General features: G+C 60.9%; 14 protein-coding genes. 10 read left to right on the forward strand and 4 right to left on the reverse strand.

Going from position 1 to position 16,915, the window contains the following annotated elements; translation table 11 throughout:
* Positions 1-6 precede the first annotated feature (6 nt).
* From AC1D3C_RS00825 to AC1D3C_RS00860, 8 genes are all read left to right on the forward strand, one after another.
* Entirely contained in the window at positions 7-957 is a 951-nt protein-coding gene (locus AC1D3C_RS00825; protein WP_040125531.1) for a carbohydrate ABC transporter permease, read from the forward strand.
* Between the two features lie 3 nt (positions 958-960).
* A complete protein-coding gene (locus tag AC1D3C_RS00830) occupies positions 961-1,797 on the forward strand; it encodes a carbohydrate ABC transporter permease (protein WP_040125532.1) in 837 nt (278 codons plus the stop codon).
* A 4-nt stretch (positions 1,798-1,801) separates the two neighbouring features.
* Positions 1,802-2,974, forward strand: a complete 1,173-nt coding sequence (locus AC1D3C_RS00835) for a glycoside hydrolase family 88 protein (protein WP_477481563.1) — start codon at positions 1,802-1,804, stop codon at positions 2,972-2,974.
* A 9-nt stretch (positions 2,975-2,983) separates the two neighbouring features.
* Entirely contained in the window at positions 2,984-4,093 is a 1,110-nt protein-coding gene (locus AC1D3C_RS00840) for an ABC transporter ATP-binding protein (protein ID WP_477481564.1), read from the forward strand.
* A 19-nt stretch (positions 4,094-4,112) separates the two neighbouring features.
* Entirely contained in the window at positions 4,113-4,844 is a 732-nt protein-coding gene (locus AC1D3C_RS00845; protein WP_477481565.1) for a DUF624 domain-containing protein, read from the forward strand.
* A gap of 31 nt (positions 4,845-4,875) precedes the next feature.
* Entirely contained in the window at positions 4,876-6,156 is a 1,281-nt protein-coding gene (locus AC1D3C_RS00850) for an ABC transporter substrate-binding protein (RefSeq protein ID WP_477481566.1), read from the forward strand.
* Between the two features lie 64 nt (positions 6,157-6,220).
* Complete coding sequence (locus AC1D3C_RS00855; protein WP_477481567.1) at positions 6,221-8,080, forward strand: DUF2264 domain-containing protein; 1,860 nt, start codon at positions 6,221-6,223, stop codon at positions 8,078-8,080.
* 150 nt (positions 8,081-8,230) lie between these two features.
* Positions 8,231-9,667: a DUF6880 family protein gene (locus tag AC1D3C_RS00860; protein ID WP_477481568.1), complete on the forward strand. Its 1,437-nt coding sequence runs from the start codon at positions 8,231-8,233 to the stop codon at positions 9,665-9,667.
* On the opposite strand, the gene AC1D3C_RS00865 is transcribed toward AC1D3C_RS00860, so the two are convergent.
* The 3 genes from AC1D3C_RS00865 to AC1D3C_RS00875 all read right to left on the reverse strand — a co-directional run bounded on the left by AC1D3C_RS00865 (position 9,664) and on the right by AC1D3C_RS00875 (position 13,237).
* Complete coding sequence (locus AC1D3C_RS00865; RefSeq protein WP_477481569.1) at positions 9,664-10,287, reverse strand: RBBP9/YdeN family alpha/beta hydrolase; 624 nt, start codon at positions 10,285-10,287, stop codon at positions 9,664-9,666. The genes AC1D3C_RS00860 and AC1D3C_RS00865 overlap by 4 nt on opposite strands.
* A 41-nt stretch (positions 10,288-10,328) precedes the next feature.
* Positions 10,329-11,552: an acyl-CoA dehydrogenase family protein gene (locus tag AC1D3C_RS00870; protein ID WP_477481570.1), complete on the reverse strand. Its 1,224-nt coding sequence runs from the start codon at positions 11,550-11,552 to the stop codon at positions 10,329-10,331.
* A 68-nt stretch (positions 11,553-11,620) separates the two neighbouring features.
* Positions 11,621-13,237 carry an ABC transporter substrate-binding protein gene (locus AC1D3C_RS00875; protein WP_040125538.1) on the reverse strand — a complete coding sequence of 539 codons (1,617 nt, stop codon included), beginning with the start codon at positions 13,235-13,237 and terminating at the stop codon, positions 11,621-11,623.
* 468 nt (positions 13,238-13,705) lie between these two features.
* Between AC1D3C_RS00875 and AC1D3C_RS00880 the strand changes: the two genes are divergently transcribed.
* Both AC1D3C_RS00880 and AC1D3C_RS00885 read left to right on the forward strand, forming a co-directional pair.
* Complete coding sequence (locus AC1D3C_RS00880; protein ID WP_040125539.1) at positions 13,706-14,806, forward strand: LLM class flavin-dependent oxidoreductase; 1,101 nt, start codon at positions 13,706-13,708, stop codon at positions 14,804-14,806.
* Complete coding sequence (locus AC1D3C_RS00885; protein ID WP_040125540.1) at positions 14,803-15,756, forward strand: amidohydrolase family protein; 954 nt, start codon at positions 14,803-14,805, stop codon at positions 15,754-15,756. Before AC1D3C_RS00880 ends, AC1D3C_RS00885 begins: the two co-directional genes overlap by 4 nt.
* A gap of 82 nt (positions 15,757-15,838) precedes the next feature.
* Here the strand turns inward: AC1D3C_RS00885 and AC1D3C_RS00890 are convergent, their stop codons facing one another.
* Positions 15,839-16,900, reverse strand: a complete 1,062-nt coding sequence (locus AC1D3C_RS00890; RefSeq protein ID WP_040125541.1) for an aldo/keto reductase — start codon at positions 16,898-16,900, stop codon at positions 15,839-15,841.
* Positions 16,901-16,915 lie beyond the last annotated feature (15 nt).

The following is a 16,915-nucleotide window of genomic DNA, read 5'->3' on the forward strand; positions in this document are numbered from 1 at the left end:
GATAAAGTGTCCATATCGAATTCGACCATCGCCGCAGGTGATGCGCCGGTAGCGTCCCGGCCGTCGAGCAAGGTGTTGTCGCGCCGCCGGCGCAAGATACAGAGCGCGCTGGTCGCCTACTCCTTCATCGCCCCGAATTTCCTCGGTTTTGCCGTCTTCACGCTCGGCCCGATCTTGTTCGCCTTCGTGCTGGCGTTCATGCACTGGGACGGCTCGAATGCGATCACCTTCGCCGGTCTCGACAATTTCTGGCGGCTGTTCGAAGACAAGGTCTTCATTGCCGCATTCTGGAACACGATCATCTATACGGTCGTATCGGTTCCCGCGACGCTCGCCTGTGCGCTCGGTCTGGCGATCCTGCTGAACCAGAAGATCTTCGGGCGCGACTTCTTCCGCACCGCGATGTTCTTTCCCTACGTCGCCTCGCTCGTGGCCGTCGCCGTGGTTTGGAACATGATCTTCAATCCCGAAATGGGGCCGGTGAACATGATCCTCTATACGCTTGGCCTGGACCCCAAGGACATGCCGGGCTGGGCAGCCGACCGGCATTGGGCGATGGTGACAGTCATCCTCTTCGGCGTCTGGAAGAGCATGGGTTATTACATGGTCATCTATCTCGCTGGGCTGCAGGGCATCAATTCCGAACTCTACGAGGCGGCTGATCTCGATGGCGCCAGCTCGTGGCAGAAATTTCTCTATGTCACCGTGCCGCAGCTCGGACCGACCACCTTCTTCGTCACGGTCATGCTGACCATCCAGTCGTTCAAGGTCTTCGATCAGATCTACATGATCACCCAGGGCGGCCCCGGCACCTCGACGCTGGTCCTCGTTTATCACATCTACAACGAAGCCTTCATTTCCTGGGACCTCGGTTACTCCAGCATGATTGCGCTCGTTCTTTTCTTTCTCGTACTGGCGGTCACGGTCGTCCAGTTCCGCCGACAGAGGGAGGATTGATCCGTGAAGATTGCCGGTCGCAAGGTCACCGCCAAGAGCATTGCAGTCTATGCGACGGTCATCGTCATCACCGCCGTGATGCTGATGCCTTTCGCCTGGATGCTGTCAGCTTCGCTGAAGCTCAGCCGCGACGTCTTCGTATTCCCGATCGAGTGGATTCCGTCGCAACCGCAGTGGCAGAACTACGTGGACATCTGGACGAAGATCCCGCTCGGGCTGTTCATCTACAACACATCGAAGCTGACGATCATCGTCACCCTGCTTCAGCTGCTGACGTCGAGTTTTGCGGCCTATGCCTTTGCCAAGCTCGATTTCCCCTACAAGAACACGCTTTTCCTTGGCTATATCGCGACCATTGCCATGCCCTGGCAGGTCTACATGGTGCCGCAGTTCCTGCTGATGCGCGAATTCGGCTTGAACAACACCCATCTGGCGCTGATCTGCCTGCAGGCCTTCACCGCTTTCGGCGTTTTCCTCATGCGGCAGTTCTACATGTCGATCCCGACGGAGCTTTGCGAAGCGGCGCGCATCGACGGCATGAACGAATATCAGATCTGGGCGCGCATCATGCTGCCGCTGTCGAAGCCCGCACTTTCGACGCTGACCATCTTCACCTTCGTCACCACCTGGAACGACTTTCTCGGTCCGATGATCTACCTGACCAAGACGGAGCTGAAGACGATCCAGATCGGCCTGCGCATGTTCATCTCGCAATATTCCGCCGAATACGGGCTGATCATGGCTGCATCGGTCGTCGCCCTCATTCCCGTCCTGATCGTCTTCCTGTCGCTGCAGCGCTTCTTCGTCGAAGGCGTCGCCTCGTCGGGCCTCAAGGGTTAATGCCATGAATGCCGTCACGCCGACCGCTCCCCAACCGATCACCGATGCCGAGGTCAAGGCGGCGCTCGATCTTGCCGTCGCCCAGATCCGGCGCAATCTGCCGGCCTTCACCTACGCGTCCCAGAACCATTCCAGCGTCGGCAATTTCTATCCCGCTGTCGAGAATACCCAATGGACCGCAGGTTTCTGGCCGGGAGAAATCTGGCTGGCGTTCGAGCATACGGGCGACAAGGTTTTTCAGCATGCGGCGCAGATCCAGGTGCAGAGCTTCCTGCACCGGATCGAGAACCGCATCGAGACCGACCACCACGACATGGGCTTTCTCTATTCGCCCTCCTGCATCGCGGCGTGGAAGCTGGTGGGCGATGAGGACGGGCGCAAGGCCGCCATCCTGGCCGCGGATCAGCTTATCGAGCGCTTCCAGCCGATCGGCCAGTTCATCCAGGCCTGGGGTCGCAAGGGTGTCGCGGAGGAATACCGCTACATCATCGACTGCCTGCTGAACCTGCCACTGCTCTATTGGGCAAGCCGTGAGACGGGCGATGCGAAATATCGCGACATCGCGCTCATCCATGCCCGCACGACGCTGGCAAATTCGGTCAGGCCGGACAATTCCACCTATCATACGTTTTACATGGATCCGGTTACCGGTGCGCCCGTGCGCGGTGCGACGAAACAGGGCTACAAGGACGACAGTTTCTGGGCGCGCGGGCAGGCCTGGGGCATTGCCGGCATGGCGCTTTCCTATCGCTATGAGCCGATCGACGAGTATCGCGACACGTTCGACCGGCTTCTCGATTTTTATCTGAAGAAGCTGCCGACCGACATGGTGCCCTATTGGGACCTGGTGTTCTCCGACGGAGACGGCGAGCCGCGCGATAGTTCGTCGGCCTCGATCGTCGCCTGCGGACTGCTCGAAATGGCAGACCTTGTCGAGGCCGATGTCGCCGCACGTTACCGCGATCTCGCGCGGCGCATGATGAAGAGCCTTGCCGAGCGCTACGCGGTCAAGGATCCGACCATGTCCAACGGCCTTGTCCTCAACGGAACCTATTCGAAAAAATCGCCCTACAACACCTGCCGCGGCGAAGGCGTCGACGAGTGCGTCTCCTGGGGCGACTATTATTACATGGAAGCCCTGACGCGCCTCTCGCGCGCCTGGTCTTCCTATTGGTGAGAGAATCCGATGGCCAGCATTTCGCTGAAAAAACTGAACAAGTCCTACGGCGCCCTCACTGTCGTCCACGACATCGACCTTGAGATCGCCGACAAGGAATTCATCATTCTCGTCGGCCCTTCGGGTTGCGGCAAATCGACGACACTGCGGATGATCGCCGGGTTGGAAGAGATTTCCGGCGGCGAACTGCAGATCGGCGGCGACCTGATGAACGATGTGCCGTCGAAGGACCGCGACATCGCCATGGTCTTCCAGAACTATGCGCTTTATCCGCATATGACCGTCTACAAGAACATGGCTTTCGGCCTGCAGCTTCGCAAAGTGTCCCGGGATTTCATCGACAGTCAGGTTCAGGACGCTGCGAAAATCCTCGACATCACGCACCTTCTCAACCGCAAGCCGAAGGCTCTGTCCGGCGGCCAGCGCCAGCGCGTCGCACTCGGGCGAGCCATGGTGCGCAATCCGGCAGTTTTCCTGCTGGACGAACCGCTTTCCAATCTCGACGCCAAGCTTCGCGGCACCATGCGCGCCGAGATCACCAAGCTGCACAAGCGTCTGCATGCCACCTTCATCTACGTCACCCACGACCAGATCGAGGCGATGACCATGGCGGATCGCATCGTGGTGATGAAGGACGGGCATATCCAGCAGGTCGACACGCCGCAGAACCTCTATGATCGGCCGGTCAACATGTTCGTCGCCGGCTTCATCGGCGCCCCGCAGATGAACATGATGCCATCCGTGATCGAGCGGCGCGGCGACAGATATTTTGCCGCGTTCGACGGGCGGGAACTGCCATTGCCGGCGCATTTCGACAAAAGCCGCATTGCACCTTACGAAGGCCGCGAGCTTGTCATCGGCATCCGGCCCGAGAATTTTCACGAATTGCCGCCGGCCGATATCGCGCCGGAAAACCTGGCGCCCTTCAGCGCCGTCATGGAACTTGCCGAACCCATGGGCTCGGAGATCCATCTCAACATCGTCGCCGGAGGACGCAGCTTGATCGCGCGCGTGTCGCCCCGGTTCAAAGGCGCGATCGGCGACGAGGTCAAGCTGGTCGTCGACACCACCAACATGCAGTTGTTCGACAGGCAAACGGAGCGCTCGATCCTTTATTAGGTGAGCGGGAGGAACGGCCATGCAGTGGCTGCGGAACATGTGGACGAAGGAAGGACCGGGCATTCCGAAGAATGCGCCGAAGAAGACCGGTCTTGCCCTTTTCGCCGACACGGTCGCGCGCGAATGGTGGGAGATGGTCAAATTGAACATCCTGTTCGTTCTGGCGGCACTCTTCGTCGTCACCATTCCCGCTGCAATCGCTGCGACCGCCCGCATTTCGGTCGCCTTCGTCGAAGATCGCAACACCTATCTCCTGCGCGATTTCGTCGAAGCGTTTTTCCGATATTTCTGGCGCGCGACTGCCTGGGGGCTGGCCTTCACCCTTGCCATCGGACTCGGCGTCTATTCGCTAATCACCTATGCGGCGGCCGCCAAAGACAATCTCGTCCTGGCCCTGCCGCTGACGATCGCGCTGATCGCGACGGTTTTCATCGCCGTGGTGGCCTGCCACCTCGTCGTGCTGATGGTGATGCGTGATCTTTCGGCGCCAGTGCTGCTGCGGCTGGCAGCCATTGCATCGGTCGTGCGTCCGCTGCCGGCGCTCGGCGCGCTTGCATTCGTGGCGGCACTCTGGCTCGCGCATATCGTCTTTTATCCGGTGTCCGTCTTCATGCCGGCCACCCTCAACTTTTCACTCGGAATGTTCGCCGTCACATTCGGCGTCCATCGGGCAGCGGTCATGGTTCTAGCCCTGCCAATGGCAATACAGGCGCATCGCGAACCGCATGCTGGTGACGCTAAACATATCTAATCCAGAGACACTTCAGGGAAGGAGAACGGAAATGTATTTGGGGAAATTCGGGAGATCGGTGAGGTTCGCGATGGCGGGTCTCGCCATGGCAACGTCGATCGCAGGATCGGCATACGCACAGTCGGGCAATGCCGTGACGCTCAAATGGGCGCTGTGGGATTGGGACAAGGTGGCTTATTACAAGCCGCTCATAGCGGCATACCAGGCCAAGAATCCGAACGTTAAGTTCGAATCCGTGGACCTCGGTTCGCAGGACTACCAGCAGATGATCGCCACGCAGCTCGCGGGCGGCTCCAAGGATATCGACATCGTCACCGTCAAGGACGTTCCGAACTACACGAACCTCGTCCGCGCTGGCTCGATCTCGGACCTCTCCGGCTTCATGACGGAACAGAAGATCGACCCGGCGTCGTTCGGCGGCCTTGTCGACGAACTCAAGATCGACGGCAAGATCTATGCCCTGCCTTTCCGTTCGGATTTCTGGGTCGTCTATTACAACAAGGACATTTTCGACAAGGCCGGGGTTACTTATCCGACCAACGACATGACCTGGGCGCAGTTCGACCAGATCGCCACGAAGCTCGCCGGCGGCATGGGTGCCAACAAGACCTACGGGGCGCTCTTCCACACATGGCGCTCAACGGTTCAGCTGCCGGGCATCCTTGACGGCAAAAAGACGCTGGCGGGGCCGGATTACGCCTTCCTGAAGCCGTGGTATGAGCGCGCGCTTGCCCTGCAGAAGGCCGGCGTCGTTCCGTCCTATGCGTCGTTGAAGACCTCCAATACCCACTACTCGGCGCTGTTCTTCAACAGCACGATCGGCATGCTGCCGATGGGTACCTGGTTCGTCGGCACCCAGATCGCCAAGGTCGCCTCCGGCGAGTCGAAGAGCAAGAACTGGGGGATCGTGAAGTTCCCGCATCCGGATGGCGTTGCAGCAGGCACAACCGCAGCGCAGATTTCCGGTCTCGCGGTCAACACCAACTCCGCTCACAAGGCCGAGGTGCTCGACTTCATCAAGTTCGTCACCGGCCCGGAAGGTGCGGCCATCATCGCCGGTACCGGCACGATCCCGACCGTCCGTACGCCGGAAGTCACCGCCAAGATCGCATCCCTGCCCGGCTTCCCCCAGGATCAGGCGAGCAAGGACGCGCTGCAGTCCGGCAAGTCCTTCCTGGAGATGGCCGTCAATCCGAATGCGGCGAAGATCGAGGTTGTTCTCAACCGTGCGCATGACTCGATCATGACCGACAACATCTCCATCGACGACGGCCTGAAGGAAATGACCGACGGCGTGAAGGCCATCAAGTAACAGCCCGACCCGCGGAGGCCACGTCCTCCGCGGGTCCCTCTTTCGATAAATAAATGGTTTGCCCGTGATCTACGACCCAGTCCGAGCCAATCCCCTTTGGGGAAACCCTCTTCTTTCCCGAGACGATCTTGGCAAGGCGGTGCTGGATCTCTTCAAACCGCTTCTTCCTTATTTTTCCGAAGGCGGCGCACGGGTCCGCCTGAGCGCGACCGGCGCGCATTTCGATCGTGCCGCGGCCGACCTTGAAGGTTTTGCCCGACCGCTCTGGGGGATCGTACCGCTCGCAGCCGGAGGCCATGATTTCCCGCATTGGGACCTCTACCGCCGCGGTCTCGCAAACGGCACCGATCCGTCTCATCCGGAATATTGGGGCGACATTTCCGACCGCGACCAGCGTCAGGTGGAACTGGCGGCGGTCGGTTTTGCGCTTGCCATGGTGCCCGAACACATCTGGGATCCACTTGGCGAAGGAGAGAAGAGAACCGTCGCAGCCTACCTCCTGTCGGCCCGTGACAAGGAATTCATCGACAACAACTGGAAATTCTTCCGAGTTCTCATCGATCTCGGCCTGACACGCGTCGGCATAAGCTTCGACCGATCCATGACGGAGAAATATCTCGACGAGACCGAGGCCTTCCGGTTGGGCGAAGGCTGGTATCGCGACGGGCCGGTCAAGCGCGTCGATCACTATATCCCCTTCGCCCTGCATTTTTATGCGCTGATCTATTCGGTTCTGGCGAAGGGCGACACCATGCGCGGCGATGCCTATCGCGAGCGTGCCCGTGTCTTTGCGCAGAATATCCGCCACTGGTTCGGCCCGGATGGCGCCGCCCTCGCCTTCGGGCGCAGCCAGACATACCGGTTTGCGGCAGGCGGCTTCTGGGGCGCATTGGCATTTGCGGGCGTCGAGGCCCTGCCCTGGGCCGAGATCAAGGGCTACTACATGCGCCATATCCGCTGGTGGTCGAAGCTTCCGATCGCCGACCGGGACGGGGTTCTGTCGATCGGCTACGGTTATCCCAATCTCCTGATGAGCGAGAGCTACAACTCGGCCGGATCGCCCTACTGGGCGCTGAAATTCTTTCTGCCCCTGGCTCTGCCCGCCGACCATCCGTTCTGGGTGGCAGAAGAAGCGCCAGCACCCTCCTTTGCGGATCCTGTACCACTCAAGGAACCCGGCATGGTTGCCATGCATACGCCCGGCAACGTGGTCGTTCTCGCCTCCGGGCAGCAGCACGACAGGATGCGCGGCGCCCACGAGAAATACTCGAAGTTCGTCTATTCCACCCGCTATGCCTTCAACATCGAGGCCAACGATCGACATTTTGCCGCGGCAAGTTTTGACGGCATCCTGGGCCTCTCCGACAACGGCGTGCATTTCCGCATGCGCGAGACGCTCGAGCAGGCGCTGATCGCCGGCGACAGGCTCTACTCCCGCTGGAAGCCCTGGAGCGATGTCACAGTGGAGACCTGGCTGGTGCCGGCCAATCCCTGGCATATCCGTGTCCACCGCATTGTCACGCCCCGTGCCCTGCAAACGACGGAGGGCGGCTTTGCCATTGAACAGGCCGATTTCCAGGCCGATATCGCCAGCCGAGGCGAAGGCCTGGCGGCGTGGTATGGTCAGACCGACACAAGTGCAATCATCGACCTCTCACCTGCCTTCAGGCGGGACGGCCATGCCATGAGCCCGATCGCCAATACCAATCTCATTCACGCAAAGACACTTCTTCCCCAGCTCCGTGGACAGATCGAGGCAGGGACGACGCTGCTTGCCGCAGCGGTCATCGCGCTCCCCAATGCCGAGATGGACCCGGCTTTTCTGCAGTCTGTCCCGGTCTGCCCGGATCTGGCGGAACTGGAACGATTGTTCCGCACGGAAGGAGACGTGGTCCCCGCCTTCGACCTCGCCGGCGGCAAGTGACCGGGTAAGCCATGGTGCTGTGATCCCTGCTTCTGAGCTAAACGGCCGTATGCCTTTTCTCAAGTGTCTAAAAATCTGTCGGCCACGCCAAGCCGTCTTGCGCCAATCGACCGCGAGGCTAGTGTTGGGTGCAAACGACAGCGGAAATCGATGGCAGCCAAGACCACACTCAACGCGAAGAACCTGGAAGCACTCGGCGCGCCGCGCCTGGCCGAATTGCTGATCGAGATCAGCACCGGCAGTGCGGCAAACAAACGACGGCTTCGCATGGAGCTTGCCGGCAACCACAGCAGCGCCGAGGTCGCCCGCGAAGTGCGCAAACGGCTCGCAAGCATCGGCCGTTCCCGAACCTTTATAAACTGGCGCAAGGTGAAGGGGCTCAAGACGGACCTGGAAACGCAGCGGAAGACGATCGTCGATGTCGTTGCCCGCGACGATCCGAAGGAGGCCTTGGAGCTTATCTGGCAATTCCTGGCGCTTGCCGATCCGGTGTTTGAGAGATCCGACGACGGCAGCGGCTCGATCATCGAGAGCTTTCACGACGCGTGCGCGGATGCCGGCGCGATCGCGAAGTCTTCAGGCGTCGAGAAGGACGCCCTTGCCGACAAGATCTTCGCAGCGGTGCTGAACAACGGCTATGGCCAGTATGATCCGCTGATTGCCGTTATGGCGCCTGCGCTCGGCGGAGACGGTCTTGAACGACTCAAGGTCCTGTTGGGGCAGTGGCCGAAGGAGCCTGAGGACAAAATCGCCGAGAGCGATCGCCGCGTCATCGGCTGGAGCAGCAATGGGCCGATCTACGAAGACCAGGTCTACGGCAATCACCAGGAACTGCTGGTACGGATCGCCTTGCAGGAAATCGCCGATGCCCAGGGCGACGTGGATGCGTATATCGCCCAGCAGCCGGAAAAGACCCGCCGGTCGCCCTTGGTGGCAACGGACATCGCCCGCCGGCTGCTTTCCGCGGGACGAGCCGCCGAAGCGCTCGAAACGCTGGACGCCATCGATGAACGAGGCCATGCCGACACTCCGATCGAATGGCAGCTTGCCCGCAGCGAGGTGCTCGAAGCCCTGGGACGCGCGGACGAAGCCCAAGCGGATCGATGGAAGTGGTTTGAGCACTCGCTGAACGACGTACACTTGCGCGCGTTTATCCGCCGGCTGCCGGACTTCGACGACATGGAGGCCGAAGAAAAGGCGTTCGCTTATGCCCAGGCTTTTCCGGAGGTCCATCGAGCCCTTACTTTTTTCCTGCGCTGGCCAGCGGTTGGCGAGGCAGCCAGGCTCGTGTTGAAGCGCAAGGCGGAACTCGATGGCGATCTCTATGAGCTGATGACGGCGGCAGCGGACGCTCTGGCGCAGAAACACCCACTTGCAGCAACGATCGTTCTGCGTTCGATGATCGACTTCACGCTCGACAGAGCGCGGTCGAGCCGCAATCGCTATGCGGCGCAGCATCTTATGGCATGCGCATCGCTTGCCCCGCATGTCGACGACTTCGGCAGCGTCGAATCTCACGACGCGTATGTCGCGGGACTGAAGGACCGGCACGGTAAAAAGCACGGCTTCTGGAGTTTGATAACCTAAGTCACCGGGAGGCGGCCGCCATCGACGGTGTTGACCGTGGCCCGATCGGTATGCGCCGCACTGGTTCCCTTTGAGTGGGCATCCGATCTTCCCCCTTTCAACCTGTTGAAAAAGGAATAACCCTCGGGCCAGCGCCCGAAACCACTTGCGATGTTGATGTGTCCAGCAAACCCGATCGTTGCCAGATCGCTGCCCCAGCCACGGACATGGCGTTCGAGATCCGGCATGCTCATATAGGGATCGTTCAGACTGCCTATGACGAGGCTTGGAAAGGGAAGCCGGGCAAGCGGTTCATACCCGAACTCGATCATGCAGGGATGACGCCGCAAAGTCACTTCCAGGGAGCACGGTGCGACAAGTAAGGCACCGCGTATCTTCTCCACATTGCCGCGTCCGGCATAGCTCGCCGCCAGCAGGCATCCGAGGCTATGCGCAACGAGGAAGGCGCCTTCCACCACCGAAAGCGCCCTGTCCAGCTCCGCCTGCCAATCCTCGATGACGGGACAGTTCCAATCCTGCTGCTCGACGATCGAGGCGCTGGAGTGCTCCGTTGCCCAATGGCGCTGCCAGTGTCCTTCGGGCGAGCCGTTGAGACCGGGCAAGATCAGGGTCGGGAACATGTAAACCTCCAGGACTTATTGCAACCGCGCCGAAGTCAATTTCAGAACACCCTTCCTTCCTTGAGATGCGTCGTCGTACCGTTGATGAGATAATCGCCGACCACCCTCGACTTATGCAGAAGCGGATTGTGGTTGAGGACAGTGCGGATATTGCGCCAGTGACGGTCGAAATTGTTGTTGCGGGAGGTCGCCGAGCCGCCGCCGAGTTCGAACATGCGTTCGGCGCTGCGGGGGCCGAGCTGGCCGAGCACGAGCTGGGTGCGTGCCGTCGCCAGCGCGCTTGCGACCAGGGCCTCCTCGATCTCTGCTTCGTCGCCTTTGCCGAAGGCAGCCACGGTCCGATCGAGAGCCACGGCGGCGGCCGCGACGGCCGTATCGATCGCGAAGGAATTGGCGGCTATCTCGCCGATCACCTGCTGTACGAACGGATCCTGGTTTGCTGTTTCCGCCACGCTGTGTGCCGCCGAACGCGCCTGCCGGCGCACATAGGCAAGCCCGTCCGTCAGCACGTTGCGAACCGCTCCAGCCGCACTTGCTGCCAGATGCAATTGACGCAGCGCCGAACAGTGCCGGCCGACGAGATTGTCGAGGCCCCGCGTCGCGAACTCATGCGGGAACACTTCGACATTTTCCAGAAGAACGCCGCCACTCGCCGTCAGGCGCTGGCCCATGCCGTCCCAGTCGTCGAGGATCTTGATACCCTCGCGATCGACCGGCAGGAGAACACCGACCGTCTGCCCCTCTTCGTCCAGAGCGCTGAAAGACGCAAAATCTGCAAAGGCTGTGCCGGTGGCATACCATTTGCGGCCGTTGAGGCGATAGGTGTCGCCTTGGCGCACGATCGTCGTCGTCACCTGCCCCGGTCGTGCGGTTCCCTGCTCCGTATGGGCACCGCCGAACAGTTTTCCGGCGAGGATCAGCTCGACCGCACCGGAATCCCGCTCCCGTGGTTCGCTGAGGATAACGTTCTCGACATAGTTGAAATGCGAGCGCAGAGCGTGCGCCACGTTGGAATCGGCTGCACCGATCGCCGCGATCATTTCGATATAGTCGGCCACCGAGCCGCCCGGTCCGCCAAGTGCTACCGGAATGCGCAAGGTGCCGAGACCCAGTTCGCGAAACAGCCGGAAGGCTTCGAAGGGCAATTCGCGGTCGAGATCACGCTGCGCGGCGCCCCTGGCGATTTCGGCGGCGAAAGCGGCGACGCGCGCGAGAAGCTCCGCGCGCGTCGGGCTTCTGGTGGTCTGCAATTTGGCGATGCTCAAGCGATTGTCTCCGAAAACGCAGAAAAAGGCATGGGGCCGGGAGAAAACCCGGCCGCCTCGATGATCGATCATCCCTCGAGATAGATGTCGGCGCCGTTGCTCCAGAGGTCCTCGACACCGATCTTGAGGTTCTTCACCCGCTTGTCGTAGACGGTGATCACCGAAGGCGTGACGATGTCGAGCGTCGGCAGATCCTGCACGACGAGCTTCTGGAAATCGTTGAACAGTTGCTGCCGCTTCTTCGGATCGACCTCAACGGCGGCCGTCTCGAGCAGACGGTCGACCTCGGGGTTGAAATATTTCGAGCCGTTGGTGAAGGGCACGCCGGGCTTGAAATTCTTCGACCAGTAGAGCCGCTGGACACCGACCGTCGGATCGTAAAGGTTGCTCATACCTTCGATGGCGATGTCGAAATCGCGATCGGTGAAGATCCGCTTCACGAAGGTCGCGAAGTCCTGGCTGCGAAGCTCAACCTTGATGCCGACCTTACCGAGCGCCTGGGCGAAATATTCAGCCGTCTGCTTGGGAGGACCAGACGGCTGGGTCGGATCGATGAAGAGCTTGAAGCGGAACCCGTCGGCGCCGCGCTTATAACCGGCTTCATCCAGGAGTTGGTTCGCCTTTGCCGGATTGAACTCGTATTTCGGCAGATCGGGATTGTAGAATTTCGCGAGGTCCGGGCTCACCGGCCCGTCGAGCCGCGTCGCGTAACCGAGATAGACCGTGTTGACGATGAAATCCTTGTCCACCGCATGGGCGATCGCGTGACGCACTTTGATGTCGGCGAGATACTTGTTTTCCAGGTTGAACTCGGCGCGGGCAATGCTCGGCGAATAGGCGGCCGGCGTGGTGTCGACGACCAGGTTCGGATTGGCCTTCAGGCGGTCGATATCCGTCAGCGGCAGATTGGCGGTCGAGACTTGCACTTCACCGGTTTCGATCGCCGCCACAGCAGCGGCCGGATCGATGATGAAGCGGAAGATGATCTGGTCGAGATAAGGCTTCGGCGAGCCCCAGTAATCTTCGTTGCGGACGAAGAGCGCATGGCTGCCGCGCACCCACTCGACGAATTTGTAGGGTCCCGTGCCGACCGGCGCAACGTTGTGCGGGTTTTCGGCAACCTTCGTGCCTTCGTAGAGATGCTTCGGCACGATCGGCGCCTCGAAGCTGGCGAAGGCGCTGAGGAGATAGGGCGCCGGCTTGGACAGAAGGAGCTCGACCTCATGGGAGTTGAGCACGTTGGCTTTCTGGACAGAGGCGAAAGTCGCCCGACCGCGTGGATGGTTTTCCTTCAGTGCGAGAATGGAAAAGGCCACGTCCTCGGCGGTGAAATCCTTGCCGTCGTGCCACCGCACGCCCTGCCTGAGCTTGAACCAGTAGCGCAGGCCATCCTCGCTGACTTTCCATTCGGTCGCCAGAAGCGGCTGCGGATTGAACCCGCGGTCATAGGTCAAGAGGCTCTCGGTCGCCTTGCCGCTGATGTAATAGGCGGCACCCGCGCTATGGGCGATGAGCACCAGAACCGGAGGCTCGGTGCCGATATTGATCGAAACGCTGCCGCCGCGCGGTGTCTCGTCCTGTGCCTGGGACATATGCGGAACGGCGGCCGCAGCCGCAAGCGCCACAGTGGAAAGCAGGAAGGCGCGGCGTGTCGGCGTCAGCACACGAGCGGTTTTGATCGTCATGAAATATCCCCCAAAGCAGCCATTCATCAAGCAGGAACGACCTGGATTTCGTCCAACACCCGATCGAGCGTGGTTACTTTGAGAATATAAAATCTACTAACTTTATCGAGATACTGGATTTCTAAAGCGATATGGAGAAATGGAAAAAGGCGGAGGTTTTTCCCGCCTTTTGGAGAATTTTTCGCGCGAGCCCGACAAAACGCCGTCCCTCGCCGCAAATTTAACCTCAGCACGAATGCCGTCCTCCAAACAGGACGGATGTTCCGGCTTGAACGAGCCTGCCGCTCAACACACGAAGGAAATCCCACGGAACGCCCGTCGATTGGAAATCCTTCCCAAGATAGCTTCGCAAAACGCAATCGACAAAGTCTATCAACGAAATAGACTAAAGCGAACCGACCAAGCCGCTCGAACTCCGGTTCAGCCGCAGCTTGGTCACCAAACTGGATCGCGTTCAGGAGCTTATTGATGCACCCCGAATTCATCGGCCACACGTCCAACCGGGAAGGGTCCGACATCGTCCCCGCCTCCGGCCCGGTCATCGACAAGGCCTATATCCGCAACCACGTTCAGGCTGCGGAAGCCGCCGGCATCGATCGGCTGCTGATTGGCCAGTTCGCGCAATGGCCGGACAACAACCAGATCGCGTCTTACGTCTTCAGCCAGACGGAACGCATCGGCGCGCTCCTTGCCCACCGACCCGGCCTGATGGCGCCGACGCTCGGCGCCCGTCAGCTCGCCACCCTCGACCAGTTTTCCGAAGGGCGTGTCTGGGTCCATATCATCACCGGCGGCTCGGAGGCCGACCAGGCTCGCGACGGCGATTTCGAGGACCACGATACCCGTTACGCCCGCACCGACGAATATCTGACGGTGCTGAAGAAGGTCTGGGAAAGCGACCAGCCCTTCGACCACGAAGGCCGCTTCTATAAGTTCAAGGGCGCCTTCAGCCAGGTGAAGCCATACCAGAAGCCGCGCATCCCGATCTCCTTCGGCGGTTCCTCCGATGCCGCGATCGCGGTCGCCGGCAAGCATGCCGATATCTACGCTCTCTGGGGCGAACCGCTGGACGGCGCGCGCGAGACGATCGCCAAGGTGCGAGCCGCAGCCGTTGCCAACGGCCGCACGGCGAGCGACATCCGCTTCACGCTCGCCTTCCGGACCGTTGTTGCCAAGACGGAGGACACGGCCTGGGAAAAAGCCGCCGATATCCTGCAAAAGGTGAAATCGCAAGTCGCCCGCGTGGCCGGCGGCAATGGCGAAAAGCTGCCCTCGAATGTCGGCTCGGTGCGTCTGCGCGAAGCAGCCAAACGCGGCAAGGTGCTCGACAAGCGGCTTTGGACCGAGGTTGCAGAAGCAAGCGGCGCCGGCGGCAATTCTACCGCACTGGTCGGGACGCCCGAACAGGTGGCCGATGCGATCCTCGACTATTACGACGCCGGCGTCTCGAACTTTCTCGTGCGCGGCTTCTATCCGACGGAAGACACCGTCACTTACGGCCGCGATGTGGTGCCGCTCGTGAAAGCGGGGATTGCCGAACGCGAAGCCAGGAAGGTAGCTGCAGAATGACCACGCCGCTCGATATCGTCGATATTCATACGCATCTCTGGCCGCCGGCCTGGGGACCTGGCGGCCAATATGCCAAACCCGCAGGCGGCTTTGCCCCCGATCTTTATCGCAAGATCACCACGCCGCAGGCGCTGGTGGACGAATTCCAGGCGGCTGGAATATCGCTCGCGATTGTCACTGCCACGATCGAAAGTCTGTTCGGTGCCGAGGGGGCCGTCGATCCTGCCGCGGTTCGCGAGGCAAATAACTGGCTTGCCACCGTCTCCCATTACGATCCGTCGCTGGTCGGCTTTGCCGTCACCGACGCGTTCAGCGGCGAAGAGGGTGCGCGCGAAGCCGAACGCGCAATCGGCGAACTCGCCCTGTCGGGCCTGGTGATCGATTCCTCGCGCGACGGCAAATTCCTGAGCGATCCGTCTGTCAGGCCCACCCTCGAAGTTGCCGCACGCTACAAGGTGCCCGTCTTCGTACACCCGGTCGCCCATCCGAATTCGCAGGTGCTGATCGCAGGCGCCGGTACGCTCGGCAATTCCCTTGGCCGCGGCCTGATGAATGGTGTCGCCTTCCTGTCGGTCATTCAATCGTCGCTGCTCGACGACCTGCCGGACCTTCACCTCATCTTTGCGACCCTCGGCCTCGGCGCGATCGTTCAGGCGGCACGCGGCGGCATTTATGGTCGCGCGGAAAGAGCGGCAGGCAAGCGCCCGAACATCTATTTCGACACGATGGGGCACGACCCGGCCATCATCCGCACGCTGACCGGTTTCTTTGGCGCAGAAAGGGTGCTGGCGGGCACCGACTGGCCGATCCTGGCGGCACTCGATAGAAAGAGCCTGACCGCCAGCCTCACCGAGGCAGGTCTGAGCGAAGCGGAAGCACGCCTTGTGGCCGGCGGCAATGCCAGGCGTCTGCTTGAGGTTCGAGAGGCGCAAGCTCAAGCGGCCGAATAGACCTTGGCCGACGACAAAGCCCCGGACCGAATCCGGGGCTTCTTTTAAAGAATTGTGTCCGTCAATTGGGCACAGTTCCCGATCAGGCAACGCGCTGGGGACGGGCGAGCGGAACGACTTCGCCGGATGCGGCGACCGAGCGGGGTACGCGACCTTCGACCGGATGACCCGGATCCGTGAAGCCCGGCGTGGACGGATGGCCGGTCGCGACCAGCCGGTCGACGAGCGCTTCATCCTCCGCATCGAGCTTCACGTCGAGTGCGCGGATATAGGCGTCCCACTGCTCCTCGGTGCGTGGGCCGGCGATCGCCGAAGTGATCAACGTGTTGTTGAGCACCCAGGCCAACGCGAAATCGGCAGGCGAAATGCCCTTGGCCTGCGCATGCGCCGCGATCTGCTTGGCGATGCCGATCGATTCCTCTCGGAACTCGACGTCATGCATGCGTTTGTCGCCGCGACCTGCACGGGTATCGGCGGCCGGGGCTTCTCCGACATTATATTTGCCGGTGAGAACACCGCGCGCCAGCGGGCTGTAGGAAACGACCCCAAGACCATATGCGGCAGCGGCCGGCAGTTGCTCGGCTTCAGCGGTCCGGTTGACGATGTTGTAGAGCGGCTGGCTGGCGATCGGCCGGTCGATGCCGAGCTGGTCGGCAAGATGGGCGACCTCCGCGATACGCCAGCCGCGGAAGTTCGACACGCCGAAATAACGCAGCTTGCCGGCTTTGATCAGATCGGCGATCGCCCGAACCGGCTCGTCCAGGGGTGCGTCGAAGACGGCGCGGTGAAAGTAGAGGATGTCGATATAGTCGGTATCGAGATTGCGTAGCGAATTCTCGACCGTCTGATAGACCCACTTGCGGGAATAACCGCCGAGGTTCGGACCCTTGTTGTGGGAGTTGACGAACTTGGTCGCCACCACCCAGCTGTCGCGGTTCTTCTTGATGCCGCGCCCGACCACCTGCTCCGACTTGCCGTCATGATAGACGTCGGCGGTATCGATGAAGTTGATACCCTGTTCATGCGCCTTATCGATGATGCGGAAAGCGACGTCGTCCGGCGTCTGGTTGCCGAACATCATGGCTCCCAGCGTCAGCGGCGATACCTTCAGGGCACTGCGCCCCAGATAGCGATAGTCAACCATTCAAAAACTCCCTTG

The sequence above is a fragment of the Neorhizobium sp. P1_A6 genome (assembly GCF_056406795.1).